This is a genomic window from Mariprofundus micogutta, from assembly GCF_001895085.1.
Lineage (GTDB): Bacteria > Pseudomonadota > Zetaproteobacteria > Mariprofundales > Mariprofundaceae > Mariprofundus > Mariprofundus micogutta.
Window position 1 is genome coordinate 53,528 of record NZ_BDFD01000002.1, and the last position, 14,099, is coordinate 67,626.

General features: G+C 48.1%; 14 protein-coding genes. 9 read left to right on the top strand and 5 right to left on the bottom strand.

Annotated elements, in window-relative coordinates; genetic code table 11:
• Positions 1-14 precede the first annotated feature (14 nt).
• The 3 genes from MMIC_RS01485 to MMIC_RS01495 are packed head-to-tail and all read left to right on the top strand — an operon-like array spanning position 15 to position 1,719.
• Positions 15-350, top strand: a complete 336-nt coding sequence (locus MMIC_RS01485) for a histidine triad nucleotide-binding protein (protein WP_072658554.1) — start codon at positions 15-17, stop codon at positions 348-350.
• Positions 347-847: a DciA family protein gene (locus tag MMIC_RS01490; RefSeq protein WP_072658555.1), complete on the top strand. Its 501-nt coding sequence runs from the start codon at positions 347-349 to the stop codon at positions 845-847. Before MMIC_RS01485 ends, MMIC_RS01490 begins: the two co-directional genes overlap by 4 nt.
• Positions 844-1,719, top strand: coding sequence for a Tim44 domain-containing protein (locus tag MMIC_RS01495; protein ID WP_072658556.1), 876 nt, complete (start codon positions 844-846; stop codon positions 1,717-1,719). Before MMIC_RS01490 ends, MMIC_RS01495 begins: the two co-directional genes overlap by 4 nt.
• Positions 1,720-1,798: 79 nt before the next feature.
• Here the strand turns inward: MMIC_RS01495 and MMIC_RS12660 are convergent, their stop codons facing one another.
• The gene (locus MMIC_RS12660; protein ID WP_171966429.1) at positions 1,799-1,975 is read right to left on the bottom strand and encodes a hypothetical protein; all 177 of its coding nucleotides are present in this window, start codon (positions 1,973-1,975) and stop codon (positions 1,799-1,801) included.
• A gap of 374 nt (positions 1,976-2,349) precedes the next feature.
• Between MMIC_RS12660 and MMIC_RS01505 the strand changes: the two genes are divergently transcribed.
• Positions 2,350-3,012, top strand: coding sequence for a class I SAM-dependent methyltransferase (locus MMIC_RS01505; protein ID WP_072658558.1), 663 nt, complete (start codon positions 2,350-2,352; stop codon positions 3,010-3,012).
• A 13-nt stretch (positions 3,013-3,025) separates the two neighbouring features.
• Here MMIC_RS01505 and MMIC_RS01510 read toward each other — a convergent pair whose 3' ends face one another.
• The gene (locus MMIC_RS01510) at positions 3,026-3,970 is read right to left on the bottom strand and encodes an RluA family pseudouridine synthase (RefSeq protein ID WP_072658559.1); all 945 of its coding nucleotides are present in this window, start codon (positions 3,968-3,970) and stop codon (positions 3,026-3,028) included.
• 442 nt (positions 3,971-4,412) lie between these two features.
• Here MMIC_RS01510 and MMIC_RS01515 point away from each other — a divergent pair, with 442 nt between their 5' ends.
• Genes MMIC_RS01515 through MMIC_RS01535 form a run of 5 tightly spaced genes read left to right on the top strand, consistent with a single transcriptional unit; the run spans position 4,413 to position 9,644 of the window.
• Positions 4,413-6,725, top strand: a complete 2,313-nt coding sequence (locus tag MMIC_RS01515) for an Rne/Rng family ribonuclease (RefSeq protein ID WP_227819296.1) — start codon at positions 4,413-4,415, stop codon at positions 6,723-6,725.
• Positions 6,722-7,696: an RluA family pseudouridine synthase gene (locus MMIC_RS01520; RefSeq protein ID WP_072658560.1), complete on the top strand. Its 975-nt coding sequence runs from the start codon at positions 6,722-6,724 to the stop codon at positions 7,694-7,696. Before MMIC_RS01515 ends, MMIC_RS01520 begins: the two co-directional genes overlap by 4 nt.
• Positions 7,689-8,453, top strand: coding sequence for a peptidoglycan editing factor PgeF (gene pgeF, locus MMIC_RS01525; protein ID WP_072658561.1), 765 nt, complete (start codon positions 7,689-7,691; stop codon positions 8,451-8,453). Before MMIC_RS01520 ends, pgeF begins: the two co-directional genes overlap by 8 nt.
• Before the next feature lie 11 nt (positions 8,454-8,464).
• Positions 8,465-9,202: an outer membrane protein assembly factor BamD gene (locus MMIC_RS01530; RefSeq protein WP_072658562.1), complete on the top strand. Its 738-nt coding sequence runs from the start codon at positions 8,465-8,467 to the stop codon at positions 9,200-9,202.
• A 16-nt stretch (positions 9,203-9,218) separates the two neighbouring features.
• Positions 9,219-9,644: a hypothetical protein gene (locus tag MMIC_RS01535; protein WP_072658563.1), complete on the top strand. Its 426-nt coding sequence runs from the start codon at positions 9,219-9,221 to the stop codon at positions 9,642-9,644.
• Positions 9,645-9,669: 25 nt separating this feature from the next.
• On the opposite strand, the gene MMIC_RS01540 is transcribed toward MMIC_RS01535, so the two are convergent.
• From MMIC_RS01540 to MMIC_RS01550, 3 genes are all read right to left on the bottom strand, one after another.
• Positions 9,670-12,090 carry an acyl-CoA dehydrogenase gene (locus MMIC_RS01540; RefSeq protein WP_072658564.1) on the bottom strand — a complete coding sequence of 807 codons (2,421 nt, stop codon included), beginning with the start codon at positions 12,088-12,090 and terminating at the stop codon, positions 9,670-9,672.
• A gap of 105 nt (positions 12,091-12,195) precedes the next feature.
• Positions 12,196-13,491 carry an OmpP1/FadL family transporter gene (locus MMIC_RS01545; RefSeq protein ID WP_072658565.1) on the bottom strand — a complete coding sequence of 432 codons (1,296 nt, stop codon included), beginning with the start codon at positions 13,489-13,491 and terminating at the stop codon, positions 12,196-12,198.
• 147 nt (positions 13,492-13,638) lie between these two features.
• Positions 13,639-14,082 carry a hypothetical protein gene (locus MMIC_RS01550; RefSeq protein ID WP_072658566.1) on the bottom strand — a complete coding sequence of 148 codons (444 nt, stop codon included), beginning with the start codon at positions 14,080-14,082 and terminating at the stop codon, positions 13,639-13,641.
• Positions 14,083-14,099: the final 17 nt, after the last annotated feature.

The following is a 14,099-nucleotide window of genomic DNA, read 5'->3' on the forward strand; positions in this document are numbered from 1 at the left end:
CCAAGGATAGAATCATGAGTGACTGCCTGTTTTGTAAAATTGCCAACGGGGATACCCCCTGCAACAAGGTCTACGAAGACGAAGACTTCCTCGCCTTTCACGACATCCACCCCAAAGCACCCACCCATGTGCTGGTGATCCCCAAGTTCCACCTGCCGACCCTTGCAGATGCGACTGAACAAGACGTTGCCCTGCTCGGTCTGATGATGGACCGTGTCCGCCATATCGCCGATAAAGAACTGCATCTGGATGCAGGCTACCGCGTCGTCATCAATGTGCGCGAAGGTGGTGGACAGGAAGTATTCCACATTCACACGCATATCCTCGGTGGCAAAAAACTTCCATTTTGAATTTTAAAAACAAACGATCCCGTTCCCAACTGTCGAGCGTACACAACAATCTATCAGAAATTCTCGGGGAAGAAGCGCTCGGTGAGCTGATCGGCATTTCACGTCTGCGTCGTGCCTGGCCAGATATTGTCGGACCCATGATGGCAACACGCACTGAGCCCGTTCAACTCGAACATCTGGATGGCAATGGAATCTGCCTGTGGGTTGCTGTCGATCATTCAATCATGTCGCAACAGATCCGTTTTCTGCGCGATCAGATTCGTGAAGCCTGCTTTAAACATGCAGGTATCAGAAATCTGCACAAAATCCGCTCGCGAGTTCAACCCGGAGCAGGCATTAAAGCTAAAGCCCCGAAAGCAAAACCTAAACGCGTTTCATTCAGGCAAAAACGGGCACTTGCCAAGGATGTCATGAATATCAAGGATCGTGGCCTGCGCAAGGCAATCTTTAAAGCTCATTTGGCGCAGATCGCATATAATGAAGAGGAGAACAAATGAAAAAACTGATTACAGTGGCAATGATTGCCATGTTCGGCATCATGATTTCAGGTGTGGATCTGGCAGAAGCCAAACGCTTCGGCATGGGTTCAAGTTTCGGTAAACAGCGCATGAGCCAGCCAAAATCAAACAGCCTTTCTCAACAAAAAGCGACTCCACAGAAGCCAGCAGCAGCTGGACAACGTGGCAGTGCACGCGGCGGTATGATGGGAATGCTTGGTGGTCTTGCACTTGGTGGCCTGTTAGGCGCCATGTTCTTCGGTGGCGCATTTGAAGGTATCAACCTGTTCGACATCGTCCTGATCGGTGGCGCGCTTGCACTGCTGTTTATGTTTCTGCGCAGACGAGCACCGGCTCAGCAAACCTCTTATGCCGGTGGCCAACCATCATCCTCAATGCAGGACTATGCGCAGAATTTTGATTCGACAGAGGAAGAAGTGTTTGACGAAGCGCCCCGTGAACCTGTCGGTACCGCCCTGCGTCCGGAAATCGATGAGAAACATTTTATTTCTGCTGCCAAAGATATTTATGTGCGCATGCAGAAAGCATGGGATTCAGGTGATATCGAAGATATCCGTCAATTCTGCACACCTGAAATTGCTGATCGTATTGCCCGCGACATGAATCCAAACAGTGAGAATCGCACTGAAGTGGCTACGCTCAATGCTGATATAGCAGACAGCTGGATAGAATCCGATCTGGAATGGGTCGCTGTTAACTACACGGCTATGCTGCGCGAACATACACTGGATCATACCGGGGCTACGGTTGAAGATCAGACGGCTGAAGTAAATGAAGTCTGGATTTTTCAGCATGCACCCAAGTCGGAAGATCCGACCTGGTATCTGGCAGGCATCCAGCAAGCTCACTGATTCGATTGTCGAGTCTCAAAAAAAGGCTGGCAGAATTATCTGCCAGCCTTTTTTATTTCTAATTCAAGAGTCGGAAACTTTATTCAGACAACCATTTCGACAGCTTATCGGCTTCAGACACAGGCTTCTCAGCCTCAGGTTTATCTTCCGCTTTCTCATCCAGCAAGCCCAGCTTACGCAGACGTTTTTCTTCAGCCTTCTTCTGTTTCGCAATCTCTTTCTGTCGCTTCTCAAACCTAAAGTTTGTTCTGGCCAATGGGGCACCTCCAATCATCATGATGTTCGATCAATGCAAGCGGCCTCCCCGCTGCTGATGCCTTCAAACCGAACAAGCGCACTCTGCCAATTTTTACCTCGGTCGTCCCGATATTATATCGTTTTGATAAGTCTGAACTTACCTGAATTTGTTCAGTCTCACTTTTCTATCTACTACTGCTCCACCTGAATCTGTCTGGTAATCCATACTTTCACTGCTTCGAGTGACCACATGCGTTTGATAGATGCTACATGAAAATCAGCTACGGCTGGTCTACAATAGTTAAGTGTTCATTTTAAGCATTGCAATCAGTTTCACTGAACAGGCGGTTATATGTTAATATGCATTGTGGCTGAAAGGACAGCAAGAATAAGATGAACCGACATTTCCTGTCCGGAGAAGAAATCAAGGCATTCTACGATCAATTCGGCAGCAAACAGGATTGGCAGAAGTTTTATGAAGGCCCTGCAATAAGAACATTACTTGGAGAAGGTGCATTCGACACATCAGATGCCATACTTGAATTTGGCTGTGGTACGGGATCTTTTGCTGAAGAGCTACTAATACAATACCTGCCTGAGACGGCCTCGTATCTGGGCATTGATATCAGCTCCACCATGGTAAACCTTGCCCGACAGAAGCTTTCACCTTTTAAAAACCGGGCCAACATCGAACAAACGACTGGTTCATTTCATTTCGATCTCGAAACACAATCGATCGATCACTTTGTTTCAAACTATGTGCTGGATTTACTCTCGCCTGAGGATATTAAAACACTCTTGAACGAGGCCCATCGACTACTTAAACAGGACGGACACTTATGTCTTTTGAGCCTGACACATGGCCAAACTATATTCTCAAAAATGCTAACACGGACTTGGGGCTACATTCACAGGCTTCGGCCGAGCCTGGTCGGAGGGTGCAGGCCTATAAATCTGTTGAATTATCTTTCTGACAAACAATGGCGAATAGATTACCAACACATCAGCAGTGCTTTTGCTATCCCATCGCAAATAATTATTGCATCGAAAATTTAACCCGGAATATTCATTAATTATGGCAAAGAAGACGGTTCCAGCTATCCGGCCATGAGGCTTTGAGTTCAAGCGACTTTCCAGAAATCGGGTGTAGAAAACGCAACCGCCATGCATGCAGCATCAGACCTTTACCTCCGATAGATTTATAGGCGGACAGTTGGATTTTTTCCGCATACTTTCCATCGCCAAGAATTGGATGACCTTCATTTTGCAGTTGTACGCGCAGCTGATGTGTACGACCACTGTGAGGTTTCAGTGCGACCATTGCGTAATCGAAGCCATTTCGTTCATACTCGATCATCATCTGGTAATCAGTGACCGACTCCTTGCCCTCCTCACTGTCAATCACCATGCGCTCACCGCCACGCACTATCCCCTTAGCTAGTTTGGAACGCATTTGCCCAGCATGTGCAAACGGATGTCCTGCAATCAGAGCAAAATAGGTTTTTTGCATATCGCGCTGACGAAATGATTCAGTGAGTTTTCTCAATGCTTCGAGATTCTTGGCCATCAGCAATACACCTGAGGTATCCCTGTCCAGCCTGTGAGCAAGCCTGAGATCAGAAAGACCACGCTGCTCTTTTAAGGCTTCAATCAACCCGGCATCATGCCCGGAACCACCGTGCACCACTAATCCTGCTGGTTTATTGACTGCCAATAGCCACTCGTCTTCAAAGAGAATATGAACCGCTTCAGCTTTCCTGAGCAGTGATGTCGGTACTGATGTTTTGTCCAACTGTTGTTCAGGTTCACGCAAACTGGCTGGCAAATAAATGCTATCACCGCATGCAACATGGGACTGCGGCTTCATGCGTTTTTTGTTTACCCGCACATTGCCTTTGCGAATAAGACGCAGAATTAGCGAGCGCCGTGAAGTCCCAAGATGGCGGATCAGCACGCGATCCAGGCGGCTCCCATCTTCATTTTGGTCTACCGTTAAGATGCCGTTTTCGTGCATATTTCTTGCCAAACCGCCTTTGGTCTATAGAGTCGCATCGGTATGCAGTGAGCTCCGTGTTTTCCTGCATCACACGACAATCACCAACGCACAGGCAATAGTAGTGATTTGTACTCGGGAATCCCAGCCTCCGACTTAGTAGATGGCATGGGCACTTTTTATCCCGGTATTGCTTGAAGCGTGAAGATGTCTTGTGATCGTTTGCCAACGTTGAGCCTGCATAAATAAAAGAAAGTGTTTGAAAGACTTGAAGCTTACCTGCCCGATACGCGAGGTTGGAAGCAAACATAGATGTGACTGAATAGTCCATTCGTAAATAGCTGTATGGGATAAATCCCGCACAGCGGGCTATTCCGCCGTCAGGTATATGCTGTTCATTTTGAACCGGCTTATCCGCTGATATCTGCAAGACAGGTCTCTCAAACGCCAAAAGGAAGATGGCGTGAATACACCAAAAAAACTCATGCTCATCAATGCAAACCACGACGAAGAAAGCCGTGTTGCCATTGTTGAGGACGGTTATCTGCACGAACTGGATATTGAATCATCCAGCAAAGCTCTGACCAAAAGTAATATCTACAGAGGCAAAATCACCAAAGTAGAGGCAAGCCTTCAAGCTGCCTTTGTTGAATACGGTGCAGCCCGTCAAGGGTTCCTCTCACTGAGCGAAATCCATCCTGACTACTGGAAAGACGGGGTCGATAAAACAGCCAATACCCGCAACCTTTCCATTCAGGATATCCTCCAACCCAAACAGGAAATCCTGGTGCAGGTGGTCAAAGAAGAACGTGGTAACAAAGGTGCCGCACTGACCACACAGATCTCTCTGGCGGGCCGTTATCTGGTCCTCAGCCCGAACACCACGCGTGGCGGTGTATCCCGCAAACTATCGGACGAAGAACGTCGCTCGATGAAAGAGATTCTCACGCAACTGGAAGTTCCTGATAATATGGGACTGATTATTCGTACAGCAGGTAAGGATCAAAACCTTGAAGCGCTGCAACGCGATTATCAGTACCTGCGCCGCCTGTGGGATGAAATTCGCATCAAGAGCGAAACCACACCATCCCCTGCCCTGATCTATCTTGAAGGTGATCTGGCTACACGCGCAATCCGCGACCATTTTTCTGAAGATGTACAGGAAATATGGGTAGACAATCATGAAGTTTACACCCGCACCAAGGCATTCGTTCATGCCGTACTTCCGGGCAAGGAAAAGCTGGTAAAGCTGTATCGTGGCAAGAAACCACTGTTTCGCAACCATGGCATTGAACAGCAGTGTGAGGAGATCCATGATCGCGAAATCCGCCTGCCATCAGGTGGCTCTATTGTGCTCGACCCTACCGAAGCACTAACCGCTATCGACATCAACTCATCACGTGCGACCAAGGGTAAACATATTGATGACACAGCTCTGGCGATTAACCTTGAAGCTGCTGAAGAGATTGCCCGTCAGCTGCGTATTCGTGATATCGGTGGTTTGATCGTTATCGACTTTATCGATATGGCTAACCGCAAACATGGCCAGCAGGTTGAAGAAGTACTGCGCAAAGCATGTAAAGGCGATAAGGCACGCATTCAATTCGCTCGCATCTCCCGTTTCGGGCTACTGGAAATGTCACGCCAGCGTCTGCATCCGTCGGTACGCGAATCCACTACAGAAGGCTGTCCTCGCTGTCAGGGGCGTGGTTCTATCCGCACAGTTGAATCCATGGCGCTGCAGATGCTCACACGCATGGAAGACTGGGCTGAAGCCGGCAAACAACCAACACTGGTGGTGCAGGTTCCCTCAGACACAGGTGAATACCTGATGAATAACAAGCGTGACAATATTGCGCGCATGGAAGAGAACTACGAAGTTCAGATCACACTTCAGATTCGACCTGACCTTGATATTCCACACTATCGTATTGAGCGCCAATGGAGTGAGAATAATCAGCAGCGTGTTGAAGTGCTCGAAGACACCAGCAAACGAGTGAAACCTCCGCGTGCCAATCGTAAATTGAAACCGGTAAAACCGGTAGTTGGCATCCCTACTCCTCCTCCGGAACCAGTGGAAGAGAAGAAAGACGGGCCATTAAAAACACTGATTAACATCATCACCGGCAAAACACGCAAAGAAAAACTGCAACAGCAGGCTGCTGAAGAAGAGCAGCGTCAAAAACTGGAAGCAGCGAAGAAACCAAGGCGCCGTGGTGGCAGAAACCGTCGCCGCTCATCCGGGCGGACTGCGAATTCTGAAAGCAATAGTAATCAGACAGCAGCAACTACTCAGAAAAAAGATACAAAAGCAAAACCGCAGCGCCAGAAGCAGGAAGCTGTGGCTGAAAACAATGCCAATAATGGTGAAGCCCCGGGTGGTGAAGCTAAAAAACGCAGACGCAGACGCAGACGTCGTCCTTCTGGCAACAGGGAAACAGCAACGACTTCCGAACAGGTTCAGGGAAAAGCTACAGAGCAACAATCCCAGCCCTCTGAAAACAAACCCGTGGATAAGCATGACCAGAAACAGACTGCGACACAAAACAAGGAACCCGACAGAAAAACTGACCAACCTGAGACTGCAGCTAAGAAACCTGCTTCTCGCAGGCCACGCAGAGCACGCAAACCGGTAGAGAACAAGGAGAGTAAGCCGAACAGCGAGAACAAACCGGCTGTAGAAAACAAATCGAATGCAGAGAACAAACCAGCAAAAGCGAAAGCCACACCAAAAAGTGAGCAAGCTTCAGTAGTCGCTGCTCCTGCAAGCGAGTGAACCAGAACACACTGACTGACCACCTGCTCATCAGCATAACTGATGAGCAGGATGGAAAGCGGCTGGATACTGTCTTGGCTCAAAGCAGCGGCATGAGTAGAAACCATATCCAGCTTCTATTAAAACAGGGGCATGTCAGCGATAAAAGTGGCTCAGTTATTTCCCAACCATCACTCAAAGTTCGTGAAGACAATCAGTACAGCATCCATATCCCGCCCACACAAGAACTGAACCTCGAGCCGGAGAATATCCCCCTCGATATATTATTTGAAGATGAACACCTGATCGTCATCAACAAACCGGCAGGCATGGTTGTGCACCCCTCTCACGGGCATGACACTGGCACGCTGGTACATGCACTACTTCACCACTGTGATCATTTGCCCGGTATCAATGGCATGGAACGCCCCGGCATCGTTCACAGACTTGATAAAGACACATCAGGCAGTCTGGTTGTGGCCAAGACTGAAACCGCGCATCGCAGACTGACCGAGATGTTCGCAAGTCATGACCTGGACAGACAATACGTTGCATGGTGCAGAGGTGTACCGCGATGGCGTGTCAAACGCATTGAGCAGCCTATCGGACGACATCCTGTGCACCGTCAGAAAATGGCTGTCAACGAGCAGGGAAAAATGGCTATCACCGATGCAACCGTGGAGCATACCTATGGAGGCTTCAGTAAACTGCGACTGTGTCTGCACACAGGCCGCACCCATCAGATACGAGTGCATCTGGCTCATGAACAACTGCCTGTTCTTGGCGATCCAGTTTATGCTCGCAGTTATAACCCCGGATCAGAGATACCGGAACCAAGCAGGTCGTTAATTATCGCCCTGGGAAGGCAAGCCCTGCATGCTGAAATTCTCGGTTTTAAACATCCGATTAGCGGCGAAGAATTGCGTATTGTTGCCCCCCTTCCCGAAGAGTTACGCCGCCTCTCCAATGCACTGATCAGGAATTATGGCTGAAAACAGCTTTATTCGTTCATCATTACTGAACAGACATGGTGTAATTGGACTGTTTTCACTGAGAACTGGTGGTATCAGCCTCCCCCCTTTTGACAGCCAGAACTTTGGTTATGCTCTTGGAGATTCGGATCATAATGTAGATGATAACCTCGACCGACTGGTGGAAAAAGCCGGACTAAGCAGATGCCCCCATCAGGCAGTTCAGGTCCATCAATCAGAGACACTGTACTGTTCCGGTGATGGCATCTTTCATAAACAACAGTCAGATATTTTAATTACTGACCAACTGAATACGCCTCTGGCCATCAGAACAGCTGACTGCCTGCCTCTGTTACTGGCTGACCGACAAGCTGGTATCACTGTAGCTGCTCATGCTGGCTGGCGAGGCACTGTTGCAGGTGTTGCAAAAGAAGCAGTCTCTCAAATGGTCGACCGGGGTGCCAAAGTTGAACGCATCATCGCATCTCTCGGACCATGCATCGGCCCATGCTGTTTTACCATTGGAGAAGAGACTGCAATAGCACTGGCCAGCTGTTGTCAGGGAGCTACACAGTTTGTTACAGGTAGTGAACAGCAACATGCAGATTTATGGCAAATCAACCAATTACAGCTATTGCAAAGCGGCCTGAAAAAAGAGCATATTGAAATTATCAATGAATGCACCTGCTGCCACCCGGACCGTTATTTTTCGTATCGACGTGACTCACTTTCAAGCGGACGACATCTGGGCGTTGTCGAGCTGAGCTGCAAACCGTAAACTCCCGGCCCATGAATCGTATTTCTCTCCGTTTTACTTCCCTGTTGCTACTACTGCTTATGGTCAGCGCCTGTGCAAAAGATGAACTGGCTCCGGGTGCTGGTGCCAAAGATGAGTATGCAGATGCCAAGAGACTGCTTGGCAAGGGTGAGTACGGCACCGTCGCTATGAGGCTTGACAAGTTCAGTTCAAAATACCCTTACAGCAAATATACGACCAAGGCAGAGTTATTACGCGTTTTTGCCGCATATAAAAACAAGGAATACATTTTATCTGAAACACTGGCGACTACATTTATCGCTCGTCACCCAAAACACAGAAATGTCGATTATGCAAAATATATGCTGGCGATGACTCATTTAAGGCAAACTGGTTCTCCGAGTACTGATACAACTCAGACAAAAAATGCCATTAAAATATTTAACCAATTACTGAATGAACATCCGAACAGTGATTACGCAAGCAGAGGTAAAAAACACCTTCAAAAGCTGTATACCACTTTAGCCAAACATGAACTGGAAGTCGGGAAGTACTATTTTGACGAAGACCTTTATGTTGCAGCGGCAAACCGATTCCAGACAGTCGTTGAAAAGTATCAAACAACATCTGCGATTGAAGAGGCTCTCTACCTGCTTGCTGCCAGCTATGCAGAAATGGGGCTTTCAAAAGATGCAAGCCAGACGGCACGTTTACTCCGCCATAACTACCCGAACAGCTCCTGGAGCGACAAAGCCAGCTCTTTCCGTTAAAATACAGTAATTCCCTATGGTTTTATTTCAGACTGGTTTGGTACGCCACTGTTTCCTTGCGCTGCTGATCGGACTAGTGCTTTCAGGCTGTGGCAATAATGACAAACAGAATATCCATGTACTGCTTGATGCGCGTGATATAGCTGTAAGCAATCATCATATTGGCAACTACAGCCTGTTACTGATGCCCGGATATGCTTATCAGGGACAAAGTGAATTCGACGTTATCAACCGAATGAACAAGTTATTCGAACAATTTGATAACACCAGCATGCAATCAAGTGATCGGGTGATCCGTTTTGTAGATGATGAACATGCCGAGTGTGAGCAGAACTACCTGCTTCGCGTTCAAGCCAATGGCCAATGGCGTCAAATCTTTCAACGCGAACGCATACTACTGACAAAAACCGACACCGGCTGGAAGATCAGTGGTGGTTTGTAAAAGGGCAGCTTATTTTCTGAAACTTTTACTGCCATTCACTCCCGGGGAAGTCATCCACCATCACAGCAGATCTGACCGCCTGTCTCGCCTGCTGCAGGAGATCCCTCTCTTGCTCACTCAATAAACCCTTCGCAACAAGGGATGCTGCCCACTCCTCATAAGACATGGCAGGCGTGTACACTTCACCCAGCTCTTTCAGTTTCCGTTCAATTGGCTCCACTTGCACGGAAAGGGCCATCGCATGATGCAGGCGGCCGGTAATTTCAGTTTCTCCAGTCGGCTGATAGATGCCCTCAACCAGATGGTCCCTACTTTCAGAGGTTTCAATCAACAGCTTAGCCACCTGATGAGTAAGCCGATCATCCGGCAGTTTCATATGCCTTCCCAGCGGGAACACCAATGCCCTCATTTTCCAAGCCACCGGTCGAACAGGGAAATTCCTGATAATACCATCCAATGCCTGCTGTACCTGATACAGGCAGTACTGGCAGGACCAATGTACCAGGGCTAACTCCCCTGCCGGGCGTTTATCATCTTCAAAACGTTTTAGCACAGCTGAAGTCAGGTAGAGATATGCCAGAGCATCAGCAAAACGGCCGGATATAGACTCTTTACGTTTGAGTGCACCACCCAGTATTAACAGTGATAAATCTGCCATGGCGGAAAATGCAGCGCTGAAACGAGAAGCTTGTTTGAAGTATCTCTCTGTAGGGCCTTCAATCGGGGAATCGGCCAATAGTCCACCTGTCAATCCGTACAACATGGCACGCGAAGCGTTGGCATAGGTATAAGCCAGATGTGACATCAGTGCCGTATCAAAGGCTTCTATCGCCTGTTTGCTATCATCCATAGATGCTGCGGCTATTTCATCCTGCAGATAGGGGTGGCAGCGCATCGCCCCCTGACCGAAGATCATCATGCTGCGTGTCAGGATATTGGCGCCTTCCACAGTGATCGCCACCGGAATTGACTGATAAGTGCGCCCGAGATAATTCGAAGGTCCCAGGCATATTCCTCTTCCCCCATGCACATCCATCGCGTCATTTACAACCTGTCGCATAGACTCAGTCATATAACGTTTGGCGATAGCAGTTAATACTGCCGGTTTCTCGCCCTGATCCAGGGCTGTAGTTGTCAGTTTCACTGTACTATCCATGATATAGGTCAACCCGCCTATACGTGCCAGAGCCTCTTCCACGCCTTCAAAACGACCGATGGATGTCCTGAACTGCTTGCGCACGCGAGCATAGGTGCCGGTTGTATCAGAACAGAACTTGCCGGCAGCGGTACTCAATGCAGGAAGCGAAATCCCGCGACCAATAGAAAGACGTTCAACCAGCATACGCCAGCCTTTGCCGATCTGTTCCTGACCACCAATAATCCAGTCTAGAGGAATAAACACATCCCTGCCCTGGTTCGGCCCATTCAGAAAAGCAATATTGAGTGGATCATGGCGCCGTCCAACCTCGACACCGGGAGTATCAGCAGGCACCAATGCACAGGTGATACCAAGATCCTCATCTTCGCCCAGCAGATGATCGGGATCATAAACATGAAATGCCAGTCCCAGTACCGTAGCAATTGGACCCAGCGTGATATAACGCTTCTCCCAGTTCAAAAGCAGACCAACTGTCTCCTGCCCGTTAAAGTCCTGCTTACACACGATTCCCGTATCAGGAATGGCACCTGCATCCGAACCAGCATCGGGACCTGTCAAAGCAAAACAGGGCACCTCTTCACCGCGAGCCAGGCGAGGCAAATAATACTCTTTCTGTTCATCCGTTCCGTATGATAATAGCAGTTCGGCAGGCCCCAGTGAATTGGGTACCATCACGGTCACGGCTGCTGCACCACTTCTGCTGGCAATCTTCTGAATCACGCAGGAGTGAGCATACGCCGAGAACTCCAGTCCCCCGTAAGCCTTGGGGATAATCATAGCGAAAAAACCATTCTTTTTGATATAGTCCCAGGTCTCAGGATTCAGATCACGCAGTTCGTGATTAATCTGCCAGTCATCCAACATGCCACACAGCACTTCTACCGGGCCATCCAGAAAAGCCTGCTCATCTTCAGAAAGCTGCGGTTTGGGAGCAGACAATAATTTATTCCACTCAGGTTTGCCCTGAAATAGCTCAGCATCCCACCACACAGAGCCTGCTTCAACCGCATCGCGTTCAGTCTGGGACATTGGTGGCAGTGCTTTACGAATATACTTCAAAATAACTGCACTGACCGTCTTTTTGCGAATCTCATCAATGCCAAGCAGAACAAAAAACAGTGCGATTACTAATAAAAGAATAAAACCCAAGGTTCCACTCATGCCTGACGTCATCAGTACAATATCGAACAGGGCCAGTAGACCCAGCCAGATCTGCAGGGAGAGTCGGGTGTTCGCCAGCAAATAAAGTGTTCCGACAAACATCAATAGAAGAAAAATCCACAACATAGCTACCTCCTCGGCAGTCTGTTTGTCTCTAGTATAGATTGCTTTCTTTCATCCACCAACGAAAAAGGGGGCCAAGCGGCCCCCTTCAACAAATCATCAAACAATTTAGAAATGATAGTTGAGAGATGCCATGAGAATATGAGCATCTCCTTTATAGATCCCATTTTTCACACTGTTTGGTGCTCCAACAGGCGTTGCTGGTGATAATTTCTGGTTTCTAGCTTTGATATAAACATAAGCATAACCCAAATCAACGGTGGCATCGGGAGTCACATCATAACCATAGCCTATTGAGGCAATATGCCTGTCATTGCCGGGCACAGCCGGGGAGAAATCGACATCATTAATTGGTGATGGGTCATATATATAGCCAACACGTGCGCGCATCTGGGAATTGTATGCCCATTCCGCACCAACTCGAACTGCAACTGTCGCCTTCCAGTTCTGTGGAAGGCTGGTTGAACCAGACTGAGCACCTATAGCAGCAAAAATGGCTCCTAAGCCACCCCCTCCAGCAGCAGCAGTCAGTCCTCCAACGGCTCCCCGATAAGCGGCACTACCGTAAGCGATATCAATCGATTTGTATGTTTTCCAATTCACCCAATCCACATCAACACTTAGCGTCAACTGATCATTCGGCATAAAGGCAAGACCAACATTGACCTGATCAGGTAGAGTTACCGCGGTAGTTGCTGCGGTCGAGGTAGCACCAAATGGAAAGGCTGCCAACGGTCCGCCTGCTACGGCCGTCGCTGTACCATCAATATTCACCTTGATTTTTGAGCGATAGGTCACACCAAAATTAAACGCTTCACCTTTATAGAAGATGGAAGCATTTCCACCCCAGCCATCGCCCTTACCACTTAAAAGCTGGACAGTGTTATTCAAATCAACCTTATTGAGATACGCATAATCCAGACCAGCTGCGATAGAAAAATTATCACTAATCTTGAAAATCACACTTGGGTTCACCATCACCATATTAATGCGTGAAAATGTATTTTTATTGGAAAATGTAACCGTATCTGGCCAGCTGGTCTCCAAACCAAAAGGTGAGTTAATACTAAGAGATGCCCCTAGGCTTGAATTTTCATCCCAGTATGTGAAATATGCATGTGGAACGACAAATGTTCCATCTTTACCATTGGTAATTACACCACTATTTGAGAGATGTTTGTTACTTGTAAGAATCACATCTCCACCAACCATCAGTTGCTTACCGGTGGTAAAAGCCACGCCTGCAGGGTTATGCCATGCAGCCGATGCATCATCCGCAACAGCAGTGAATGCACTACCCATGCCGGCTGAGCGGGTTGCCATCTCCCCTACCATAAAACCACCAGCTTGGGCTGTTTGCCCCCAGACAAACAGTGCTGAAAATAAAACCAGAATTTTTTTCATGAACTAGCCTCCTCTAATCTCCCTGTGTACCTAGGAAAATAGCGTAGACCAGTTTATGTTATTTTACAATGTCCATAATCAAATAATTTCTTCTCACAGTCACAAAACCAAACCAAGAAGCACAGTCATGTTTTAATATGAGAAACATCACTCCACAAGCAGTACATAATCAGGCGTAGGGTTCAACGGACAGGAATAACGATACTCTCCGGGTTCCAGGCTAACGATATAGTCTTTAGACTCACCCGTTTGCAATCCACCGCCTGAGACAGAAGGCAGCTTCAAACGCGACAGACCCGATCCGCGTAGCCAAAAGCCAAGTTCATAAGGTACATCTCTATTACTCACACGAAAAATATACTCTCCGCTTTGCAGCCGTAAGGGTTTTGCACTCGCCAGTCGTTGAGTGCCGGTTCTCTCATTCACTTGAACACAGGCATCTGCAGAATGTGCTGAATACTGTACCGGCTCAGGTTCTGCTTCAATAATCTGGCATGCCGTCTGCGTCATATGAATAAGCTCTGCACTTTCCGCCGTTGTAGCAAATGGCAACACAACAAACACTAATGTCGAAATGATATATCTATCCATGCTGAAGTTGTCGCTAA